Source organism: Clavibacter sp. MX14-G9D (genome assembly GCF_032917815.1).
Classification (GTDB): Bacteria; Actinomycetota; Actinomycetes; order Actinomycetales; family Microbacteriaceae; genus Clavibacter; species Clavibacter michiganensis_K.
Window position 1 is genome coordinate 24,588 of the sequence record NZ_JAVCVL010000007.1, and the last position, 20,545, is coordinate 45,132.

Consider the following 20,545-nt stretch of genomic DNA (forward strand, 5'->3'; position numbering starts at 1 on the left):
GGTCGTTAGCCCTTTCCGTGGCTGGGTGCGACGACGAATCCGAGCCTCGTGCGTCGATACTGCGGGACCCGACGAGCGGGGACGTCGTCGATGCCGCCCTCCGCCCAGGGGTGGCATCGGCACACGCGCCATGCGGCCAGGAAGCCGCCGCGGAGGACGCCGTGCTCCTGCACGGCCTCGAGGCCGTATGCGGAGCAGGAGGGGTAGTACCTGCAGACATCCCCGTAGAGAGGGGAGATCGCACGCCGGTAGAGGGTGATCAGCGCGATCACCGCGTTCCGGGGCGCCAGGACGATGGAGGTCAGTACCCTCTTCATATCGTCCTCACGGCCCGCGTCACGGCTGACGCCATCTCCTCCTGCAGGGTAACCCACGGTGTCTGCTCCATGCCTGGCAGTACGCGGATCACGATGGACGTCCCCGGCGGGACGGTGGGCAGGAGTCCGGCGGAGACCGCCTTCAGGCGTCGCCGGACGAGGTTCCGTGTGACGGCGTTGCCGACCTTCTTCGAGACGATGAACCCGAACCGGGCAGGCGATCCCGCGGGTCCGGCCAGGGCCGAGACCACCGCGGTCGCCGTCGTCGAGCGGCGGCCCCGCCTGACGATGGTGCGGTAGTCCGCACCGCTCGTCACGCGGTTCCGCCGAGCGAGCACGTGCTACGCGGAGAGCTCGGTGCGTCCCTTGCCACGGCGGGCGGCGAGGATGGCACGGCCGGCACGGGTGCGCATGCGGAGGCGGAAGCCGTGCTTCTTGGCCTTCTTGCGGTTGTTCGGCTGGAAGGTGCGCTTGCTCACAGTGAGTCTCCACTCAGGTTGGTCCACGGGGCCGACGAGTGCGGCTGGGAAGATGGGGCAGCCTCGACAGGCTGGGTCAACTGCCTAAATCTACGGGGCGAGGGCCCTCCGGTCAAACCCGCGAACGGGATCGTGATTATCCACACGGGGAGCCGATCGGCCGGTATTGACATGCCGTCGTGGATAGGGTCGATTTGTCCTGATCCCCGACAGTGGCTACCGTGTGGCGTGGCCGCGACGCGTCGGGGATCGCCCGCGCGGTGCTGACGGCCCGTTCGCACACAGGGTGGATAACCCTGTGAGTAACTATGCTGTCCGCGGTCGCGGTACCCGGATGGTCCGCACCCTCGGAGCCTCCGGGGGCGGACGCCGCACGCTCGACCGCGACGCCCTTCCAGCGTCGACAGCAGCCCGCGCACCGTGTGGCGGCCCCGGCATCCGCCGCGGGACCGAGCCCGGCGACGGCAGATGGGGAAACATGTCCGACCGCTCCGACCCGACGCACGCGATCTGGCAGAAGGTGCTCGCCGCCCTCACGGCGGACGACCGGATCACCCCGCAGCTGCACGGGTTCATCAGCCTCGTGGAGCCCAAGGGCGTCATGACCGGCACCCTCTACCTCGAGGTCCCCAACGACCTCACGCGCGGCATGCTCGAGCAGCGCATCCGCGTCCCGCTCCTCAACGCCATCGGCTCCCTCGACGAGGCCGCCGGCGTGAGCAACTTCGCGATCGTGGTCAACCCCGAGATCGCACAGGACGCCTTCGCCCAGCACCCCGAGCCGGCGACCGAGCAGCCGTACATCGAGACCCCGACCATCACCGCGCCGACGGACAACCCCGGGCTCCCGGCGTCGCCGTCGCGCGGCGACTCCCGCCTCAACCCGAAGTACGGCTTCGACACCTTCGTCATCGGCGGATCCAACCGCTTCGCCCACGCCGCCGCGGTCGCGGTCGCCGAGGCACCCGCGAAGGCGTACAACCCCCTCTTCATCTACGGGGACTCCGGGCTGGGCAAGACCCACCTCCTGCACGCGATCGGGCACTACGCGATCAGCCTCTACCCCGGCATCCGCGTGCGCTACGTGAGCTCCGAGGAGTTCACCAACGACTTCATCAACTCGATCGCGAACAACCGGTCGTCGCTCTTCCAGTCGCGCTACCGCGACAACGACATCCTCCTGATCGACGACATCCAGTTCCTCCAGGGCAAGGACTCCACGCAGGAGGCCTTCTTCCACACCTTCAACACGCTGCACGACCACAACAAGCAGGTGGTCATCACGAGCGACCTGCCGCCGAAGCACCTCACGGGCTTCGAGGACCGCATGCGGTCGCGCTTCGAATGGGGCCTCATCACCGACGTGCAGGCGCCCGACCTCGAGACCCGCATCGCGATCCTCCGCAAGAAGGCGCAGAGCGAGAAGCTGCAGGTGCCGGACGACATCCTCGAGTACATGGCCACGAAGGTCACGTCGAACATCCGCGAGCTCGAGGGCACCCTCATCCGGGTCACCGCGTTCGCGAGCCTGAACAAGACCCCGGTCGACCTCGCGCTCGTGCAGACGGTCCTGAAGGACCTCATCACGCTGGACGAGGACAACGTCATCGCGCCGGTCGACATCATCAACCACACCGCCAGCTACTTCAAGCTCACCGTGGACGACCTCTACGGGTCCTCGCGGTCGCAGGCGGTGGCCACCGCCCGTCAGATCGCCATGTACCTGTGCCGTGAGCTGACGAACCTGTCGCTGCCGAAGATCGGGCAGCTGTTCGGCAACCGCGACCACACGACGGTCATGTACGCGAACAAGAAGATCACCGAGCTCATGAAGGAGCGCCGTTCCATCTACAACCAGGTGACGGAGCTCACGAGCCGGATCAAGCAGAACCACCGCTACGGCAAGATGTGACGCCGGCGCCGCGCGTCGTCGACGCGTGGACGCCACGGAGCGCGCATGAGGGGTCGGACCGTCGGGTCCGGCCCCTTCGTCGTACCCGGGCCGTCCCGGAGGCTGCGTGCGCGACCCCGTCGGCCCGCACACGCAGCTGCCGTCCGTCGCATCCCCTGCATGGTCATCGGTGGGCGCATGCGGGACGTCCGAGCCACCCGGAGAGCTGTGAGGACAGGGCCGGGAAGCAGCGCGCGACCCTGGGGAAGACGCCCCGAAGCCTTCGACCCGGTGTTCCCCACAGTGTGCACAGAGTGTGGATAACTGTGGAGAACCGCCGGAGCCGTTGTGGGTTCGAGGAGCCCGCCTGTGGAACCGGCTTCGTCGCCGCGACGTCGTTCCGCCGAGTCCCCAGCCCGTTCCACAGCCGTCCCACAACTTCCCGACGTGTAGTTCCCGCTCGATCGCCGGGGATCCGGGAGTTGTCCACAGATTCCACAGCGGTTAAGACTGTTGTCCTTAAAACCCTTAATCGGATGTCGCCCAAGAACCTCAGGGCTGTGGAGGGATCCGCGGTCCCGGCCGCCCCTCACGGCACGGCTAGCATTGACCGACAAATCTTCCGCTCATCGAGGGGTCCACAACGTGAAGTTCCAAGTCAACAGGGACGTCTTCAGCGAGGCGGTCTCGTTCGCCGTCAAGCTCCTGCCGCAGCGGACCACCCTGCCGATCCTCAGCGGCGTGCTCATCGAGGCGACGGAGGACGGGCTGACGCTGTCGTCGTTCGACTACGAGGTCTCGGCGCGCACGCAGATCCAGGCCGACATCGAGGAGGCCGGCCGCGTCCTCGTCTCCGGCCGCCTGCTGGCCGACATCGCGAACCGGCTTCCGAACGCACCCGTGCGGTTCACCACCGAGGACTCGAAGATCACCGTCTCGTGCGGATCCGCGCACTTCACGCTGCTCAGCATGCCCGTGGAGGAGTACCCGACCCTGCCGCAGATCTCCGAGCAGTCGGGCCTGCTGCCGGCGGAGCAGTTCGCCGCCGCCGTCGCCCAGGTCGCCGTCGCGGCGTCCCGCGACGACGTCACCCCCGTCATCACCGGCGTCCAGCTCGAGGTGGGGGAGACCAGCCTCGGCCTCATCGCCACCGACCGGTACCGCGTGGCGGTCCGGGAGATCGACTGGGACGGCGGCGACTCCACGGCGGACGGCACCAGCCGCACCGCGCTGGTCCCGGCCCGCACGTTGCAGGAGATCGGCAAGACCTTCGGGCACAGCGGCACCATCTCCGTCGCCATCACCGACACCGATGACCGCCAGCTCATCGCCTTCAGCGCGGACCGGAAGACCGTGACGTCGCTGCTCATCCGCGGCAACTTCCCGCCGGTCAAGCGGCTCTTCCCCGAGACGGTCGACAACTACGCGGTCATCAACACGGCCGACCTCATCGAGGCCACCCGGCGTGTCCAGCTCGTCCTCGAGCGCGAGGCGGCGCTCCGCTTCACCTTCACCATCGACGGCCTCACCCTGGAGGCCATCGGCTCCGAGCACGCGCAGGCATCGGAGAGCATCGACGCCCTCCTCACCGGCGTGGACACCGTCGTCTCGCTCAAGCCGCAGTTCCTGCTGGACGGCCTCGGCGCCGTCCACTCCGAGTTCGTCCGCCTGTCGTTCACGAAGACGGACAACCCGAACAAGCCCGGTCCCGTGCTGATCACCAGTCAGTCGTCGAAGGACCAGGCTGGAGCAGACAACTACCGGTACCTGCTGCAGCCCAACCTGCTGCTGCGCTAGACCGCGATCAAGGAGAGAACATGCACATCGGACTCGTCGGACTCGGCAAGATGGGCGCCCGCATGCGCGCGCGCCTCGAGGCGAACGGCATCGAGGTGACCGGCTACGACACCAACCCCGACGTCTCCGACGTCGCGACGCTGGACGACCTGGCCGCGGCGCTCCCCGCCCCCCGCCTGGTGTGGGTCATGGTGCCGGCCGGCAAGGTCACGCAGAACGTCGTGGGCGACCTGGCCCGCATCCTGCAGCCCGGCGACCTCGTCATCGATGGCGGCAACTCCAAGTTCACCGACGACTTCGCCCACGCCGGCCTGCTGGCCGAGAAGGGCATCGACTTCGTCGACGCCGGCGTCTCCGGCGGGGTCTGGGGCCTCGAGAACGGCTACGGCCTCATGGTCGGCGGCCCGAAGGAGCAGGTCGAGCGCGCCATGCCCGTCTTCGACGCGCTGCGCCCCGAGGGCCCTCGCGAGGAGGGCTTCGTCCACGTGGGCGACTCCGGTGCCGGGCACTACGCGAAGATGGTCCACAACGGCATCGAGTACGCGATGATGCAGTCGTTCGCAGAGGGCTACGAGCTGCTCGCGGCGAGGAACGACATCATCAAGGACGTCACCGGCACGTTCGAGGCGTGGCAGCGCGGCACCGTCGTCCGCTCGTGGCTCCTCGAGCTGCTGGTCAAGGCGCTCAAGGAGGACCCGGGCTTCGAGGACATCGAGGGCTTCGTGCAGGACTCCGGCGAGGGCCGTTGGACCATCGAGGAGGCGCTCGACAACGCGGTGCCCATGCCCGCCATCAGCGCGTCGATCTTCGCGCGCTTCTCCTCCCGCCAGGAGGACTCCCCGGCCATGAAGGCCGTCGCGGCGCTGCGCAACCAGTTCGGCGGCCACTCGGTGCAGAAGAAGTCCTGACCACCGGATGATCGTCCGTCACCTCTCCCTGGGTGACTTCCGCAACTACACCCGCGCGGACGTCGAGCTCCTGCCCGGTGCCACCCTCTTCGTGGGCAGCAACGGGCAGGGCAAGACCAACCTGGTGGAGGCGCTGGGGTTCCTGAGCACGCTCGGGTCGCACCGCGTCTCCACCGATCAGGCCCTCATCCGCCAGGGGGCCGAGTCCGCCGTGATCCGCGCGCTCCTGCAGCACGCCGGCCGCGAGCTCCGCGTCGAGGTGCAGATCAACAGGGCGGCGGCGAACCGCGCGCAGGTGAACAGCACTCCCACGAAGCCGCGCGAGCTCCCCCGGTACTTCTCCAGCGTGCTCTTCGCACCCGAGGACCTGGCCCTCGTGCGCGGCGATCCCTCCGGCCGTCGCCGGCTGCTCGACCAGCTCCTCGTCCTCCGGACCCCGCGGCTGGCGGGTGTCCTCTCGGACTACGACCGGGCGCTCAAGCAGCGGAACACGCTGCTGAAGTCCGCCCGCGCGCGCGGCATGAAGGCGGATCAGCTCGGCACCCTCGACATCTGGGACGAACGGCTGGTCGCGATCGGCTCGCAGATCATCGCCGCCCGCGGTGCCCTCGTGCAGGACCTCCAGCCGGAGCTCGCGCGGGCCTACCTCGCGGTCGCGGGCTCCGACCACGGCCCCTCCGCACGACCGGAGCTGAGCATCCTGGCCGACGACCCGGGGGAGGACGACGCCGTGGACGAGTCCGGTTCCCGGGACGGAGGTCGGTTCACCCGCACGGAGGACGTCGTGCCCGTGTTCACCGCGGCCATCGCCCGCATGCGTCCCCGGGAGCTCGAGCGCGGGCTCACGCTCGTGGGCCCGCACCGCGACGACGTGCTGTTCCGGCTCAACGGGTTGCCGGCGAAGGGCTATGCCAGCCACGGGGAGTCCTGGTCCTTCGCCCTGGCGATCAAGCTCGCCTCCGCCGAGCTCCTGCGACGGGACTCGCAGACGGGGGACCCGGTGCTGATCCTCGACGACGTGTTCGCGGAGCTGGACCAGGCCCGACGCGGCCGGCTGGCGGAGGCCGTCACGGGATTCGAGCAGGTCCTGATCACGGCCGCCGTGCTCGAGGACGTGCCGGAGCACCTCGCGGCGAACGCGGTCCACATCCGGGCAGGCGAGATCGTCGAGGGCCCCGCGGCACCCGTCGCCGACACGGCCGTCACCCCCGAGGGCGGGGGAGCGGAGTGATCCCCCGGGCGCCGGACGGCGGTCCGATGCCGGAGTCCGAGGCCGTCGCGGTCTACCGCCGGTTCCGCCGCGTGTTCGGCGACGCCTCCGTCAGGTCCCCGTCGGCGCGGAAGCGCCGGGAGCAGAAGGCCGGGAGCTCGCCCTTCCAGCCGGGCCGGGATCCGCACGCGCTCGGCAACGTGATGGACTCCCTCACGTCGCGCATGGGCTGGACGTCCTCGCTGTCGCAGGCCGAGCTGATGGCGGCGTGGACGACGATCGCGGGCGAGGAGACGGCCGTGCACTCCTCGCCGGTCGGCATCGAGGACGGTCTCCTCACGGTCGAGTGCGAGTCCACGGCATGGGCGACCCAGCTCCGGTTGATGCGCGTGGAGATCACGACGCGCATCGCCGAGCGCTTCCCCGACGCGGGCATCCGGTCGATCCGCTTCCAGGGGCCCAACGCCCCGTCCTGGAAACGCGGTCCCAGGTCGATCCCAGGGCGGGGTCCGCGCGATACCTACGGGTAGGGAGGCGAATCAGGTCACCCCCGCCACGAAAGCGCGTCAGACGGGCGGATAGGCGGTGCGGAGCGTACACCTGCGATAGAATGAGGGGTCGCCCGCAGTCCAGGACGACGGTCCCCGGATCACCTCGTGATCCGCGCGCGTCCGCCGTCGGGCAGGGGCGCGTCGACGCGGCAGGAGCCACCACTTCATGACATCGGATTCCTCACAGGACCTCCCCGACGACTCCACCCCGGACGAGGTGGAGGTCGAGGAGACGCACAACGACTCCGACCACATCACCCGCCAGCAGGTGAGCAACGACTACGGCGCCAACGAGATCCAGGTGCTCGAGGGCCTCGAGGCCGTCCGCAAGCGCCCTGGCATGTACATCGGCTCGACCGGCCCGCGCGGCCTGCACCACCTGGTCAGCGAGATCGTCGACAACTCGGTCGACGAGGCCCTGGCCGGCTTCGCGAGCGACATCCGGGTCACCATGCGGAAGGACGGCGGCATCCGCGTCGTCGACGACGGCCGCGGCATCCCCGTCGACATCCACCCGGTCGAGGGCATCTCCACGGTCGAGCTCGTCCTGACGAAGCTGCACGCCGGCGGCAAGTTCGGCGGCGGCGGGTACGCGGTCTCGGGCGGCCTCCACGGCGTCGGCAGCTCCGTCGTGAACGCGCTGTCGGAGCGCCTCGACGTCGAGGTCCGCCGCCAGGGTGCCGTCTGGCGCCAGAGCTTCACCATCGGCGTCCCCGACGCACCGCTCGAGAAGGGCGAGGGATCCACGGAGACGGGCACCACGATCACCTTCTGGCCGAGCCGGGAGATCTTCGAGACCGTCGAGTTCGACTACGACACGCTGCGCGCGCGGTTCCAGCAGATGGCGTTCCTCAACAAGGGCCTCGCGCTCACGCTCCACGACGAGCGCGCGGCGGATGCCGCCGAGCACCGCACGGAGAAGTTCCTCTACGAGCGCGGCCTCGTCGACTACGTCGTGCACCTGGTGAAGGCGAAGAAGACCGAGGTCGTCAACGCCGACGTCATCGCCTTCGAGTCCGAGGACACGGTCAAGAAGATCAGCCTCGAGGTCGCCATGCAGTGGACCACCTCCTACACGGAGAGCGTCCACACCTACGCCAACACCATCAACACGCACGAGGGCGGCACGCATGAGGAGGGGTTCCGCGCAGCGCTCACGACGCTCGTGAACCGCTACGCGCGCGAGAACAAGCTGCTGCGGGAGAAGGACGAGAACCTCACGGGCGACGACGTCCGCGAGGGTCTCACCGCCGTCATCTCGGTCAAGCTCGGCGAGCCGCAGTTCGAGGGCCAGACGAAGACGAAGCTGGGCAACACGGAGGCGAAGGCCTACGTGCAGCGCATCGTCGGCCAGCAGCTCGGCGACTGGTTCGAGAGGAACCCGGCGCAGGCGAAGGACATCATCCGCAAGGGCATGCAGGCATCGCAGGCCCGCCTCGCGGCTCGCAAGGCGCGCGAGCAGACCCGGCGCAAGGGCCTGCTCGAGTCGGGCGGCATGCCCGGCAAGCTGAAGGACTGCCAGAGCAAGGACCCGGCGCTCAGCGAGGTGTTCCTCGTCGAGGGCGACTCCGCCGGCGGCTCCGCGGTGCAGGGCCGCAACCCCACGACGCAGGCGATCCTGCCGCTGCGGGGCAAGATCCTCAACGTGGAGAAGGCCCGCCTCGACCGCGCGCTGCAGAACAACGAGGTGCAGTCGATGATCACCGCGTTCGGCGCGGGCATCGGCGAGGACTTCAACGCCGAGAAGGTCAGGTACCACAAGATCGTGCTGATGGCCGACGCCGACGTCGACGGCCAGCACATCACCACGCTGCTGCTCACGCTGCTGTTCCGCTACATGCGGCCGCTCATCGAGCTCGGATACGTGTACCTGGCGCAGCCGCCGCTCTACCGCCTCAAGTGGTCGAACGCCGAGCACCAGTACGTCTACACCGACGCGGAGCGCGACGCGCTGCTCGCGCACGGGCAGGCGAACGGGAAGCGCATCCCGAAGGACAACGGCATCCAGCGCTACAAGGGCCTGGGCGAGATGGACTACAAGGAGCTGTGGGAGACCACCATGGATCCCGCCACGCGCACGCTCATGCAGGTGACGCTCGACGACGCGGCCGGAGCCGACGAGGTGTTCTCGACCCTGATGGGCGAGGACGTCGAGTCCCGTCGCAGCTTCATCCAGCGCAACGCCAAGGACGTCAGGTTCCTCGACATCTGATCGAACGGGTGGCGGTCCGGCACGATGCCGACCGCCGCCCGGCACCGACTCCACGATCCATCACGAGCTGAACAGGACCTCCATGGCCGACGACATCACCCCGGACGACGAGCAGGGCACGGGTGCGACCCCGGACGACGAGCAGGTCTCGTCGACCGATGCCGCGCTGCCCCAGGAGGGCGTGACGCCGGCGTCATCGGCCGCCGCCGCGTCCGACTCGCTGCCCGGCGCCATCGTCGATCCCGATGCGACCGTGGTCGTCACGCACGACCGCATCGAGCAGGTCGACCTCCAGCTCGAGATGCAGCGCTCCTTCCTCGACTACGCGATGAGCGTCATCGTGCAGCGCGCGCTCCCCGAGGTGCGCGACGGGCTGAAGCCCGTGCACCGTCGCGTCATCTACGCCATGTACGACGGCGGATACCGTCCCGACCGCTCCTTCTTCAAGTCGGCGCGCGTGGTCGGCGAGGTCATGGGCCAGTTCCACCCGCACGGCGACTCCTCCATCTACGACGCGCTCGTGCGCCTCGTGCAGCCGTGGAGCCTGCGCTACCCGCTCGCGCTCGGTCAGGGAAACTTCGGCTCCGCCGGCAACGACGGCGCCGCCGCACCGCGGTACACCGAGACGAAGATGGCGCCGCTGGCCATGGAGATGGTCCGCGACATCACCGAGGACACCGTCGACTTCCAGGACAACTACGACGGCCGCACGCTCGAGCCCAAGATCCTCCCGTCGCGCTTCCCGAACCTGCTGGTGAACGGGTCCGTCGGCATCGCGGTCGGCATGGCCACCAACATCCCGCCGCACAACCTCCGCGAGGTCGCCGCGGGCGCCCAGTGGCTGCTCGCCAACCCCGACGCGAACCGGGAGGAGCTCCTCGAGGCCCTCCTGGAGCGGATCAAGGGCCCCGACTTCCCCACCGGCGCGCAGGTGCTCGGCACCAAGGGCATCATCGACGCCTACCGCACCGGGCGCGGCTCCATCACGATGCGCGCGGTCGTCGCGGTCGAGGAGATCCAGGGCCGCGTGTGCCTCGTGGTCACCGAGCTCCCGTACCAGGTCAACCCCGACAACCTCGCCATCAAGATCGCCGAGCTGGTCAAGGACGGCAAGCTCGGCGGCGTCGCCGACATCCGCGACGAGACGTCGGGCCGCACCGGCCAGCGACTCGTGATCGTGCTGAAGCGCGATGCGGTGGCCAAGGTCGTGCTGAACAACCTCTACAAGCACACGCAGCTGCAGGAGAACTTCGGCGCGAACATGCTCGCGATCGTCGACGGCATCCCGCGCACGCTGGCGCTCGACGGCTTCATCTCGGCATGGGTCGACCACCAGATCGACGTCATCGTCCGCCGCACGCGGTTCCGACTCGCCGAGGCCGAGGCGCGCGCCCACATCCTGCGCGGGTACCTCAAGGCGCTGGACGCGCTCGACGAGGTCATCGCGCTCATCCGCCGGTCCGAGACGGTGGACGTCGCCCGGAGCGGTCTGATGAAGCTGCTCGACATCGACGAGCTGCAGGCCAACGCGATCCTCGAGATGCAGCTGCGCCGGCTCGCGGCGCTCGAGCGCCGGAAGATCCAGGACCAGGCGGCCGAGCTCGAGGAGCGCATCGCCGAGTACCAGCACATCCTGGCCACGCCCAGCGTCCAGCGCGAGATCATCAGCACGGAGCTGCAGGAGATCACCGACAAGTACGGCGACGACCGGCGCACGGAGATCATGCTCGGCTTCGACGGCGACATGAGCATGGAGGACCTCATCCCCGAGGAGGAGATGGTGGTCACGGTCACGCGCGGCGGGTACATCAAGCGCACGCGCATCGACAACTACCGCAGCCAGCACCGCGGCGGCAAGGGCGTGCGCGGGGCGCAGCTCCGGGCCGACGACGTCGTCGAGCACTTCTTCGTCACCACGACGCACCACTGGCTCCTGTTCCTCACGGACAAGGGACGCGTGTACCGCGCGAAGGCGTACGAGCTGCAGGAGGCCGGCCGCGACGCGAAGGGCCAGCACGTGGCGAACCTGCTCGCGATGCAGCCGGACGAGGAGATCCAGCAGGTCCTCGACATCCGCGACTACCAGATGGCGCAGTACCTCGTGCTCGCCACCCGCGACGGCCTCATGAAGAAGACGGCCCTCACCGAGTACGACACGAACCGCACGGGCGGCATCATCGCGATCAACCTCCGTGACGGGGACGCGCTCGTGTCGGCGCTCCTCGTCGACGAGGACGACGACCTGCTGCTCGTGTCGCGCAAGGGCATGTCCCTGCGGTTCTCGGCCGACAACTCGGCGCTCCGTCCGATGGGCCGGTCGACGTCCGGCGTGAAGGGCATGACCTTCCGAGGGGACGACACGCTGCTGAGCGCATCCGTCGTCGGCGACAGGGGATTCGTGTTCGTGGTCACCGAGGGCGGCTTCGCGAAGCGCACCGCGGCCGACCAGTACCGCGTGCAGAACCGCGGCGGCATGGGCATCAAGGTGGCCAAGCTGCAGGACGCGCGAGGCGACCTCGCGGGCGCCCTGATCGTGGGCGAGGAGGACGAGATCCTCGTCGTGCTCGCCAGCGGCAAGGTGGTACGGTCTGTCGTGGCCGAGGTCCCGGCGAAGGGCAGAGACACCATGGGTGTCGTGTTCGCCCGGTTCGCGGACGACGACAGGATCATCTCACTGGCCAAGAACTCCGAACGCAACCTGGTGGTCCCCGAAGCTGCGCCCGAGGCGTCCGACGGTACCGCTGCTGGAAAGGGAACACCCGATGAGTAGTGTCGCCGAGAAGCTCGCGAAGAAGTCGTCGCGAGCGACCACCACCAAGCAGGTGCGTCTGAAGCTCGTGTACGTCGACTTCTGGTCGGCTCTCAAGCTCGCGTTCCTCTTCTCCGTGGTGCTCGGCATCATCACCGTGGTGGCGACGTTCCTCATCTACGTCGTCCTGCAGACCACGAACGTGTTCGGCACGGTCGACCAGCTCTTCCAGGAGGTGTCGGGGTCCGCGGACTTCTCGCTGCAGGACGTCTTCGGCCTCGGCCAGGTGCTCGGCTTCGCGATCGTCGTGGCGGTCCTCAACATCGTGGTCGGCACCGTCCTCGGTGCCGTGGCGGCGCTGCTGTACAACCTCAGCGTGCGCATCACGGGCGGCGTCCTCGTCGGCTTCACCAACGCGTAGCCGATTGGGAGAAACGGGCAGGCGTACGGTAACGTGTACCTGCCCGATGGGGATATAGCTCAGTTGGTTAGAGCGCTTCACTGATAATGAAGAGGTCCCAGGTTCAAATCCTGGTATCCCCACCAACACCCCCGGATCCGCATGGTCCGGGGGCATGGCGGGAACCGAGTCGGGAGATCGCACGGCGATCCGAGGCTCGCCGATCGGGGTCATAGCTCAATTGGTAGAGCGCCTGCTTTGCAAGCAGGAGGTCCGGGGTTCGATTCCCCGTGACTCCACATCCAGCCCGTGAAGGGCATCCCGCTGTTCGCCCTCGTGCGCGACGCACCCTCGCCACGAGGCCATGCCGCGCCGGTGGCCGAGCGGTGCATCACTGGGCCCGGTCTGCGCGTGCGCAACGTCTCCGTTGCGTCCCCGTGCGAGCGGATGACCGCATCGCGAGGCGGACGACGAGGGCCCGGGCACCTCTCGGTGTCCGGGCCCTCGGGTGATCGCGGGGCGATCGAGGTGCGGTGATCAGCTCGCGGGCTGGTCCTTCGCGTCGACGGCCTCGGGCTCGTCGTCGGCGATCCACAGGTCGTCGTCCGCGCGGAACGTCTGGTACAGCGCGTAGCCGACGCCGCCGACCACGACCACGCCGAGCGCGATGAGGGCGACTCCGCCGAAGCCGAGGCCCTTCTTCGCGGGCGCGACCTGGGGGACGTAGCGACCGACGTAGGAGCGGCCGTTGTCGACGTAGTGCTTGCCGAACTCCTGCGCCTTCGAGGAGACCTTGCCGGCCTTCTTGACCGCGTCCTTGACCTGCTTGCTGTTGCGGATGCCCTCGGTGGCCGCCACCGCGGAACCGGCAGCACCGGCGACGGCGGGGAGCACCGTGTGGGTGAAGCCCTTGTAGGCCGAGTCGGCCGCCGTGCGGACGCGCTCGGCGCCGGCCTCGTAGCCCGGACGGATGTGGTCGTCGACGCCGCGCTTGACGGCCGGGACGACGTGCTGGTCGGAGAGCTTGCGGGCCGTGTGCGCGGCCTCGGCCACGACGACGTTGGCCCGGTCGAGGACCTCGCGCTGCTCCTTGAGGACGGCGGCCGCGTGGGTGCGGAGCTTCGCCAACTCCTTCTTGTTCTTGCGTGACAGACCCAAGGGGACCTCCATCGGTGTGATTTCGCCAGGAATCCCAGTCTGGCACGGGTGCCACCGGGGTCAAACACGGTGGACGCTGTGCGTCCGCCGAGTCCCAGCTCCGCCGTGAGACCATTGCTCCATGTCTGCGCACACTCACGTCGCCACCATGACGACCAACCACGGCACCATCGTCCTCAACCTCTTCGGGTCCCACGCGCCCCAGACCGTCGAGAACTTCGTCGGCCTCGCCACGGGCGAGAAGGAGTGGACCCACCCCCAGACGGGCAGGAAGTCGACCGATCCGCTCTACGACGGCGTCGTCTTCCACCGCATCATCAAGGACTTCATGCTCCAGGGCGGCGACCCGCTCGGCCAGGGCACCGGCGGCCCCGGCTACCAGTTCGACGACGAGATCAGCCGCGACCTCGACTTCTCGAAGCCCTACATCCTCGCCATGGCGAACGCCGGCACCCAGGGCGGCCGCGGCACGAACGGCTCGCAGTTCTTCATCACCACCGCGCCCACCACGTGGCTCCAGGGCAAGCACACGATCTTCGGCGAGGTCGCCGACGACGCGTCCAAGAAGGTCGTCGACGCGCTCAACGCGGTCCCGACCGACGGCCGCGACCGTCCCCGCGAGGACGTCGTGATCGAGAGCGTCACCGTCGAGAAGGTCTGATGACCGATTCACCCCGTACGGCGGCCGACCGCTGCTACCGGCACCCCGACCGGCAGAGCTTCGTGCTATGCCAGCGATGCGGGCGGACCATCTGCCCCGAGTGCCAGACGCCGGCCGCCGTCGGGGTGATCTGCCCTGAGGACATGAAGGAGCAGCGCCGCACCGCTCCGAGGTCCCGGGCGTCGTTCGTCACGCGGATGACGCGGAGCTCCGCGCCCGTCGTGACGTACGGGATCATGGCCGTCTGCGCCGTGGTCTGGATCCTCCAGGTGCTGCCCGTCGTCGGCGGCTACGTCACCACGTCGCTGTGGTTCGCGCCCGTGTACGGCAGCCTCGCCTCCGGGGACTACGAGCCGTGGCGCATGCTCACGAGCGCGTTCACGCACTCCCCGGACAGCATCTTCCACATCCTGCTGAACATGCTGTCGGTCTTCGTCTTCGGCCGCGTCCTCGAGCCCATGCTCGGCCGCGCCCGCTTCCTCGCCCTGTTCGTGATCTCGGCGCTCGGCGGATCCCTCGGCGTCGAGGTCATCGGCGCCGCGATGGGCGACTCGCTCACCGCGGTCGTGGGCGCCTCCGGCGCCATCTTCGGGCTCATGGGCGGCTACTTCGTCCTGGCCCGCAAGCTCGGCGGCAACGTCGGGCCGCTGCTGGGGATCATCGTGCTGAACCTCCTCCTGGGCTTCGTGGTCCAGGGGGTCAGCTGGCAGGCGCACGTGGGCGGTCTCGTGACGGGGGCCCTGGTGGCGCTCGTCCTCCTGCGCACCCGTGCGGACCGTCAGCGCGGCGTCCAGGCGGCCTCGCTCGCGGGTCTCGCCGTGGCGATCGTGGTGGCGGCCGCCGCCTTCCCCGTCGCGATCTGACGCCGTCGACGTCCGCAGCCGCTCCCGGTGGGCGGCTGCTTCGTCGTGCCCGCGGGGCGGCGGGGGCCGTCGAAGACTGCGGATCGGCGGCGGAGCCGAGTTATCCACAAGCCAGTCCACAGTGGGGATAGTTACACGCGTGTCATTAGGACCGGGGCGGCCGAGGTGCCGGAGGAGACGGTGGTGGAGGCCGGGGAGCGGGATGCCCGACATGGCGGCGTTCCGCGGGTAACCCGCCGGGCCGGCTGCGAGTCCCCGGCTCCGACTCCCGGTTCTCCACATGTGTGGAGCGTTGTGCACAGGGAGTCTGTGGAGAACGGATCGCGGGTCGTCGGGCCGCCGTCGACGGCGCCGGACGCACGAGAGCCCGTCACCTCGTGGAGGTGACGGGCTCTCGGGGATGCGCTCGGGTCAGCGCCACCTGGTGGTCATGAGGAAGCCGACCAGGATGAGGCCGAAGCCGATGAGGATGTTGCCGACGCCGAGGTCGGGGATGGGGAACGCGTTGAGGCTCACGTAGTAGACGATGAGCCAGGCGAGGCCCACGAGCATGAAGCCGAACATGATGGGCTTGAACCACACCGGGTTCGGGGCGTCCTCGTCGCGCACGCGTTCCTGGCGGGAGGGTCTCGTCGTCTTGTCGCGGGCCATGCGGTGATTCTAGCCGTACCCTCCTCCCCGGAGCCGGGAGGATGCCCGCGTCCACGGCGTCCCCGCCGCGGCGTCCCGTCCATGCGCGCCACCTACAATCGGCACATGAGTGCTCAGGATCCCGCGCCCACCCGCCGCTCCACGCGGCGCCGCGGCCGACGGGGCGATGCGCTGCTCGGCACGGTCGGCGTCCTCGGGGAGCTGCTCCTGACGGCGGGCGTGCTCATCATGCTGTTCCTCGGCTGGCAGCTCTGGTTCAACGACATCGTCGTGAGCAGCGGGCAGCGCGACCAGGCGCTGGAGAACAGCCGCGACTGGGCGTCGGCCAGGCCGGACGCCGCGGCCTCCCCGGATCCCGCGGCCTCCCCGGCGAGCCCAGGGGAGCCGGTCATCACCGCGGCTCCCGCATCGGACGCCACCGACTTCGGCAACATCTACATCCCGCGCTTCGGACCCGACTACGTCGTGCCGGTCGCGACCGGCGTCGGCCTCGGCAACGTGCTGAACCTCGGCAAGGTCGGGCACTACCGCGAGACGCAGATGCCCGGCGAGGTCGGCAACTTCGCCGTCGCCGCGCACCGCACCACCTACGGCAAGCCCTTCAACCAGATCACCGACCTGCGCGTCGGCGACGCCATCGTGGTCGAGACGCAGGACGGCTGGTACACCTACCGCTTCCGTACACTCGAGTACGTGAAGCCCACCGGAGTCGACGTGCTCGCGGAGGTGCCCCAGGCACCCGACAGCCAGCCGGGGGACCGCATCCTCACCATGACGAGCTGCAACCCGCTGTTCTCCGCCGCCGAGCGCGTCGTGGCGTACAGCGTCTTCGAGGCGTGGCACCCGCGGTCCGACACGTCCCCCGTCGCCGCCCTGTCCGGCACGTCGTTCGCGAAGGCGGGCTGACCGTGTACGCGGCGTTCTGGCGCATCCTGCCCGGGCCGGTGTGGGTCCGCCTCCTCATCCTCCTGGTGCTGCTGGCGGCCATCCTCTTCTCGCTCGTCACCTGGGTCTTCCCCTGGGTCGACTCCATCGTCAACACCCAGGAAGTCACGGTGCATCAGTGACACGCGTCCTCGTCATCGACAACTACGACAGCTTCGTCTACACCCTCAACGGGTACCTGCAGCAGCTCGGCGCCGAGACCGTCGTCATGCGCAACGACGACCACGCCGAGGCCGACATGGCCGGCGTGATCTCGGAGTACGACGCGGTGCTGGTGTCGCCCGGGCCGGGCAAGCCGTCCGAGGCCGGCGTCTCGATCCCCACGGTCACCGCCGCCCTCGCCTCCGGCACCCCGCTGCTCGGGGTCTGCCTCGGGCACCAGGCCATCGCGGAGGCGTTCGGGGCGACGGTGACCAACGCGGAGGAGCTCATGCACGGCAAGACGTCGCTGGTCACGCACGACGACGGCGACTTCTACCTGGGCGTCCCGCAGCCGTTCACGGCCACCCGCTACCACTCGCTGGCCGTCGTCGACGGCACCGTCCCGTCGGATCTCGTGGTCACGTCGCGGACGGAGGGCGGGGTCATCATGGGCCTCCGCCACGAGGCGGCGCCCATCGTCGGCGTGCAGTTCCACCCGGAGTCCGTCCTCACGGAGGGCGGCTACCGCATGCTCGGCAACTGGCTCGAGGGTGCCGGTCTCGTGGGCGCCCGGGACACGTCGTCCCGGCTGTCGCCGCTCGTCCGCGTCGCCTGACGGCCGCGGGCGGCTCCCCGGAGATCGGTTCTCGGGGATCGGTTCTCGGGGATCAGCCTCGGGCGGTCGTCGGCGTGGGGGTCGGGCTCGGCGAGGGCGCCGGGGTGCTGCGCGGAGCGCCCGTGCAATAGGTGAGCGCGACCGTGGACCGCTGCGCCACGTCACCCGGGGGCACGGACTGCTGGCTCACCGGGGATCCGTCGGCTCGCCCGCAGGAGGGGTCCCGGCGCGTGGTGACCACCAGCTCCGACGACTCCAGCAGCTTCTGCGCGTCGGCCAGCGGCTGGCCGAGCACGTCCGGCAGGGCGACCCGGCCGTTCGAGAGGATCAGCTTGACCGCCGATCCCTCATCGACCTGCTCGGTGCCCGCCGGCTCCGTCCGGAGGACCACGCCGTCCGGGACCGTGGGTGACGACTCGCGCACGACCTCGCCCACCGTGAGGCCCGCCGTCTCGAGGTTCGCCGTCGCCGTGCCCTCGTCCATGTTCGCGAGGTTGGGCACCTGCACCTCGGGAGGACCGGACGACACGAACACGTCGATCTCGGTCTTCGAGGCGACGTTCTCGCCCGGGTCGGGGTTCGTGCGCAGCACGAGGCCCTCCTCGACCGTGGTGCTCGCCTCGTCGCGCTGGAGGGGGACGAGGTCGGCCTCCTCGAGGGCCGCGGCGGCGCTGGCGTAGGTGGATCCGGCGACGTCCGGGACGGTGGGGCTGATGTCGGGCGGCCCGATGGCGCTGAGGTTCGTGACCCAGATGACGACGGCGATGAGGATCACGACGACGACGGTGACGCCCGCCCAGATCCACGGCACCGGCGGACGGCTCTGCGTGCGGACCGTGCGGTCGTCGTCGACGCCGAGCTGGCGGAGTGCCTGCTGCGAGGACGACGGGCCGGCGGGGGACCCGAAGAGCGTCGCGCCCACGTCGTTGGTCGGCGCCTCGCGCGGTGCGAGCGTGCCCTCGGCGGCGCGGTCGAGGTCGGTGCGGAACTCGCCGGCGGTCTGGAAGCGGGCGTACCGGTCCTTCGCCATGGCCTGCAGGACGACCTGATCGAGCTGCGGGGACACGTGCTCCTGCACGGTGCCGGGGGCGACGGGGGTCTCGCTGACGTGCTGGTAGGCGACGGCCACCGCGGTGTCCGCCCGGAAGGGCGCCTGACCGGTGAGCATCTCGAAGAGGACGACGCCCGCCGAGTACAGGTCCGTGCGCGCGTCGACCGACTCGCCCTTGGCCTGCTCGGGGGAGAAGTAGCGGGCGGTGCCGAGGATGGCGGTGGTCTGCGCGATGGTCGCGGAGGTGTCGGAGACGGCCCGCGCGATGCCGAAGTCCATGACCTTGGCCTGGCCGGCCGGGGTGATCATGATGTTCCCCGGCTTGATGTCGCGGTGCACGACACCGGCGCGGTGGGAGTACTCCAGCGCGGTGAGGACCTGGCGCAAGATGCGGACGGCCTCGTCGGGGTCGAGCGGGCCGTCGGTGATGAGGTCCTTGAGGAGACGGCCCTCGACCCGCTCCATGACGATGAACGGCACGGTGTGGCTGCCGCCGTCCTGGTCGGTCACGACGTCCTCGCCGGCGTCGAAGACGCGGACGATGGTGGGGTGCGACATGCGCGCCGCCGCCTGCGCCTCCTGGCGGAAGCGGCTGCGGAAGGCGGGGTCCTCGGCGAGACCGCGTCGGAGCACCTTGACCGCCACGCGGCGACCGAGGCGGGAGTCGACGCCCTCGAAGACGTCCGCCATGCCCCCGCGGCCCAGCAGCGCCCCGATCTCGTAACGGCCGCCCAGAACACGCGCGTCGGTCACGGACTGCCTCTCGTCGGGATCGGGTTCAGGACGGGGATGAGCTTACCCGGGGTCCGCTGGGGATCCCGGCGGCTCCCCGCGCACGCGGGAGGGCTGCCGGCGCGCGGCCGACAGCCCGGTGCGTCGCGCGTCAGGGACGGGGGCGGGAGCTGGACACGAGCGAGCGCTCGTCGGAGCCGGGGGCCGGGCTCGGTGCCGAGCCGGTCGTGCCGCCGTCGCCGCCTCCCGTGCCGCCTCCGGTCCCGCCTCCCGTGCCGCCGGATCCGCCGGGGGCGTCCTCGACCGTGACGGTGACCGTGCTGCTGTACGGCGACTCGTTCGTGCCGCAGATGGCGAGGTACTTGACGGTGAAGGTGCCCGGGGTCGAGCCCGCCGTGATCTCGCCCGAGGTGGTCTGGGCGTTGGTCGGGTTGGTGCTGCCGCCCCACGTGCCCGTGGCGCCGTTCGAGACGGAGTCGGTCTGCACCTGGTAGCCGTTGAGGGTCTGGCCCGCGGGGCACGAGTAGGCGGGCCAGGAGACGTCGACCGCCTGGCCGGCCCGGACCGTCGTGGGCTCCACGGTGGGGGTCCCGGGCGCGGCCGTGGGCAGGGTCGGCGCGCCGTATGCCGTGATCTGGATGGTGGCGCCCTTCGCGACGCTGCCGGTGGGGGTGATCGCGGTGACGCGGCCCTCCTCCTCGCCGGACGGCGCGGCGCCGCCGGTGACGACCGTCACCTTGAGGCCGAGGTCGGTGAGGTCGGCGGAGACCTCCGCCTGGTCGCGTCCGAGGTAGTCGTCGCGGTTGACCTGGACGGTGCTCGCGGTGGGCGACGGGGTGGGCGTCGGCGTCTCGGACGGGGTGGGACTCGGGCTCGCGCTGGTCTCGGCGGGTGCGGGAGCCGCGTCGTCGCGGTCCTGGCTCGCGACGTAGGCCGCGACGCCGGCGGCGATGGCGCCGAGGACGAGGAGGGCGACGACGACGAAGATCCAGATGGCGCGCTTCCGGGCCCGCGGCTGCTCGGGCTCCTCGTCGTCCTCGTCGTCGAAGACGAGGGGGGACGCGGCGCCGGCCGGCGCGGAGGACAGGATGGTGGTCGCGCCCGTGTCCGCCGCGCGGCGGCCCGACGGCATGAGCTGGGTGGCCTGCGTGGGCGTGCCCGGGTCGGCCAGCGCGGCGGCGCCGGCGACGGCCGCGACCGCGATGGTGGCGGT

Annotated in this window: 20 protein-coding genes and 2 tRNA genes; 15 read left to right on the forward strand and 7 right to left on the reverse strand. The window is 69.9% G+C overall.

Annotation, left to right across the window (positions count from 1 at the left end):
* Window positions 1-5 precede the first annotated feature (5 nt).
* Genes yidD through rpmH form a run of 3 tightly spaced genes read right to left on the reverse strand, consistent with a single transcriptional unit; the run spans window position 6 to window position 796 of the window.
* On the reverse strand, window positions 6-317 hold the full coding sequence (gene yidD, locus Q6969_RS01755; protein WP_317228910.1) for a membrane protein insertion efficiency factor YidD: 312 nt from the start codon (window positions 315-317) through the stop codon (window positions 6-8).
* Window positions 314-655 (reverse strand): ribonuclease P protein component, encoded by a 342-nt coding sequence (gene rnpA, locus Q6969_RS01760; RefSeq protein WP_317228911.1) that lies wholly within the window; start codon window positions 653-655, stop codon window positions 314-316. The genes yidD and rnpA overlap by 4 nt, the downstream gene beginning before the upstream one ends.
* Before the next feature lie 3 nt (window positions 656-658).
* Window positions 659-796, reverse strand: a complete 138-nt coding sequence (gene rpmH, locus Q6969_RS01765) for a 50S ribosomal protein L34 (RefSeq protein ID WP_012039665.1) — start codon at window positions 794-796, stop codon at window positions 659-661.
* 478 nt (window positions 797-1,274) lie between these two features.
* On the opposite strand from rpmH, the gene dnaA reads away from it, so the two are divergent.
* From dnaA to Q6969_RS01815, 10 genes are all read left to right on the forward strand, one after another.
* Window positions 1,275-2,708 (forward strand): chromosomal replication initiator protein DnaA, encoded by a 1,434-nt coding sequence (gene dnaA / locus Q6969_RS01770; RefSeq protein WP_317228912.1) that lies wholly within the window; start codon window positions 1,275-1,277, stop codon window positions 2,706-2,708.
* A 624-nt stretch (window positions 2,709-3,332) separates the two neighbouring features.
* Window positions 3,333-4,484 carry a DNA polymerase III subunit beta gene (gene dnaN / locus Q6969_RS01775; protein WP_317228913.1) on the forward strand — a complete coding sequence of 384 codons (1,152 nt, stop codon included), beginning with the start codon at window positions 3,333-3,335 and terminating at the stop codon, window positions 4,482-4,484.
* Window positions 4,485-4,504: 20 nt separating this feature from the next.
* On the forward strand, window positions 4,505-5,392 hold the full coding sequence (gene gnd, locus Q6969_RS01780) for a phosphogluconate dehydrogenase (NAD(+)-dependent, decarboxylating) (protein ID WP_104289495.1): 888 nt from the start codon (window positions 4,505-4,507) through the stop codon (window positions 5,390-5,392).
* Between the two features lie 7 nt (window positions 5,393-5,399).
* Complete coding sequence (gene recF, locus Q6969_RS01785; protein WP_317228914.1) at window positions 5,400-6,623, forward strand: DNA replication/repair protein RecF; 1,224 nt, start codon at window positions 5,400-5,402, stop codon at window positions 6,621-6,623.
* Window positions 6,620-7,132: a DUF721 domain-containing protein gene (locus tag Q6969_RS01790; RefSeq protein WP_094114640.1), complete on the forward strand. Its 513-nt coding sequence runs from the start codon at window positions 6,620-6,622 to the stop codon at window positions 7,130-7,132. Before recF ends, Q6969_RS01790 begins: the two co-directional genes overlap by 4 nt.
* Window positions 7,133-7,319: 187 nt before the next feature.
* Window positions 7,320-9,365: a DNA topoisomerase (ATP-hydrolyzing) subunit B gene (gyrB, locus tag Q6969_RS01795; protein WP_317228915.1), complete on the forward strand. Its 2,046-nt coding sequence runs from the start codon at window positions 7,320-7,322 to the stop codon at window positions 9,363-9,365.
* Between the two features lie 82 nt (window positions 9,366-9,447).
* A complete protein-coding gene (gene gyrA, locus Q6969_RS01800) occupies window positions 9,448-12,135 on the forward strand; it encodes a DNA gyrase subunit A (RefSeq protein WP_317228916.1) in 2,688 nt (895 codons plus the stop codon).
* Window positions 12,128-12,535: a DUF3566 domain-containing protein gene (locus Q6969_RS01805; RefSeq protein WP_011931227.1), complete on the forward strand. Its 408-nt coding sequence runs from the start codon at window positions 12,128-12,130 to the stop codon at window positions 12,533-12,535. The genes gyrA and Q6969_RS01805 overlap by 8 nt, the downstream gene beginning before the upstream one ends.
* Before the next feature lie 48 nt (window positions 12,536-12,583).
* A tRNA-Ile gene (locus Q6969_RS01810) sits at window positions 12,584-12,660 on the forward strand.
* 80 nt (window positions 12,661-12,740) lie between these two features.
* Window positions 12,741-12,813: transfer RNA gene (locus Q6969_RS01815), tRNA-Ala, on the forward strand.
* 238 nt (window positions 12,814-13,051) lie between these two features.
* Here the strand turns inward: Q6969_RS01815 and Q6969_RS01820 are convergent.
* A complete protein-coding gene (locus tag Q6969_RS01820; RefSeq protein WP_239544805.1) occupies window positions 13,052-13,672 on the reverse strand; it encodes a hypothetical protein in 621 nt (206 codons plus the stop codon).
* 121 nt (window positions 13,673-13,793) lie between these two features.
* Here Q6969_RS01820 and Q6969_RS01825 point away from each other — a divergent pair, with 121 nt between their 5' ends.
* Both Q6969_RS01825 and Q6969_RS01830 read left to right on the forward strand, forming a co-directional pair.
* The gene (locus Q6969_RS01825) at window positions 13,794-14,333 is read left to right on the forward strand and encodes a peptidylprolyl isomerase (RefSeq protein ID WP_317228917.1); all 540 of its coding nucleotides are present in this window, start codon (window positions 13,794-13,796) and stop codon (window positions 14,331-14,333) included.
* A complete protein-coding gene (locus Q6969_RS01830) occupies window positions 14,333-15,196 on the forward strand; it encodes a rhomboid family intramembrane serine protease (protein WP_317228918.1) in 864 nt (287 codons plus the stop codon). The genes Q6969_RS01825 and Q6969_RS01830 overlap by 1 nt, the downstream gene beginning before the upstream one ends.
* A gap of 411 nt (window positions 15,197-15,607) precedes the next feature.
* Here the strand turns inward: Q6969_RS01830 and Q6969_RS01835 are convergent, their stop codons facing one another.
* Window positions 15,608-15,847, reverse strand: a complete 240-nt coding sequence (locus tag Q6969_RS01835; protein ID WP_015488825.1) for a cell division protein CrgA — start codon at window positions 15,845-15,847, stop codon at window positions 15,608-15,610.
* A gap of 105 nt (window positions 15,848-15,952) precedes the next feature.
* Here Q6969_RS01835 and Q6969_RS01840 point away from each other — a divergent pair, with 105 nt between their 5' ends.
* The 3 genes from Q6969_RS01840 to Q6969_RS01850 are packed head-to-tail and all read left to right on the forward strand — an operon-like array spanning window position 15,953 to window position 17,549.
* On the forward strand, window positions 15,953-16,753 hold the full coding sequence (locus Q6969_RS01840) for a class E sortase (protein WP_317228919.1): 801 nt from the start codon (window positions 15,953-15,955) through the stop codon (window positions 16,751-16,753).
* A gap of 2 nt (window positions 16,754-16,755) precedes the next feature.
* Complete coding sequence (locus Q6969_RS01845) at window positions 16,756-16,914, forward strand: hypothetical protein (protein ID WP_317228920.1); 159 nt, start codon at window positions 16,756-16,758, stop codon at window positions 16,912-16,914.
* The gene (locus Q6969_RS01850) at window positions 16,911-17,549 is read left to right on the forward strand and encodes a glutamine amidotransferase-related protein (protein WP_317228921.1); all 639 of its coding nucleotides are present in this window, start codon (window positions 16,911-16,913) and stop codon (window positions 17,547-17,549) included. The genes Q6969_RS01845 and Q6969_RS01850 overlap by 4 nt, the downstream gene beginning before the upstream one ends.
* 52 nt (window positions 17,550-17,601) lie before the next feature.
* Here Q6969_RS01850 and pknB read toward each other — a convergent pair whose 3' ends face one another.
* Window positions 17,602-19,353, reverse strand: a complete 1,752-nt coding sequence (pknB, locus tag Q6969_RS01855) for a Stk1 family PASTA domain-containing Ser/Thr kinase (protein ID WP_317228922.1) — start codon at window positions 19,351-19,353, stop codon at window positions 17,602-17,604.
* A gap of 130 nt (window positions 19,354-19,483) precedes the next feature.
* Window positions 19,484-20,545: PASTA domain-containing protein (locus Q6969_RS01860; protein WP_317228923.1), on the reverse strand; the 1,062-nt coding region annotated here is incomplete at its 5' end.

Bases quoted from the DNA above. Each gene is read 5' to 3' on its own strand.
- yidD (WP_317228910.1), bottom strand. From the start codon at position 317: ATGAAGAGGGTACTGACCTCCATCGTCCTGGCGCCCCGGAACGCGGTG.
- dnaA (WP_317228912.1), top strand. From the start codon at position 1,275: ATGTCCGACCGCTCCGACCCGACGCACGCGATCTGGCAGAAGGTGCTC.
- gnd (WP_104289495.1), top strand. From the start codon at position 4,505: ATGCACATCGGACTCGTCGGACTCGGCAAGATGGGCGCCCGCATGCGC.
- recF (WP_317228914.1), top strand. From the start codon at position 5,400: ATGATCGTCCGTCACCTCTCCCTGGGTGACTTCCGCAACTACACCCGC.
- gyrB (WP_317228915.1), top strand. From the start codon at position 7,320: ATGACATCGGATTCCTCACAGGACCTCCCCGACGACTCCACCCCGGAC.
- gyrA (WP_317228916.1), top strand. From the start codon at position 9,448: ATGGCCGACGACATCACCCCGGACGACGAGCAGGGCACGGGTGCGACC.
- Q6969_RS01805 (WP_011931227.1), top strand. From the start codon at position 12,128: ATGAGTAGTGTCGCCGAGAAGCTCGCGAAGAAGTCGTCGCGAGCGACC.
- Q6969_RS01825 (WP_317228917.1), top strand. From the start codon at position 13,794: ATGTCTGCGCACACTCACGTCGCCACCATGACGACCAACCACGGCACC.
- Q6969_RS01830 (WP_317228918.1), top strand. From the start codon at position 14,333: ATGACCGATTCACCCCGTACGGCGGCCGACCGCTGCTACCGGCACCCC.
- Q6969_RS01835 (WP_015488825.1), bottom strand. From the start codon at position 15,847: ATGGCCCGCGACAAGACGACGAGACCCTCCCGCCAGGAACGCGTGCGC.
- Q6969_RS01840 (WP_317228919.1), top strand. From the start codon at position 15,953: ATGAGTGCTCAGGATCCCGCGCCCACCCGCCGCTCCACGCGGCGCCGC.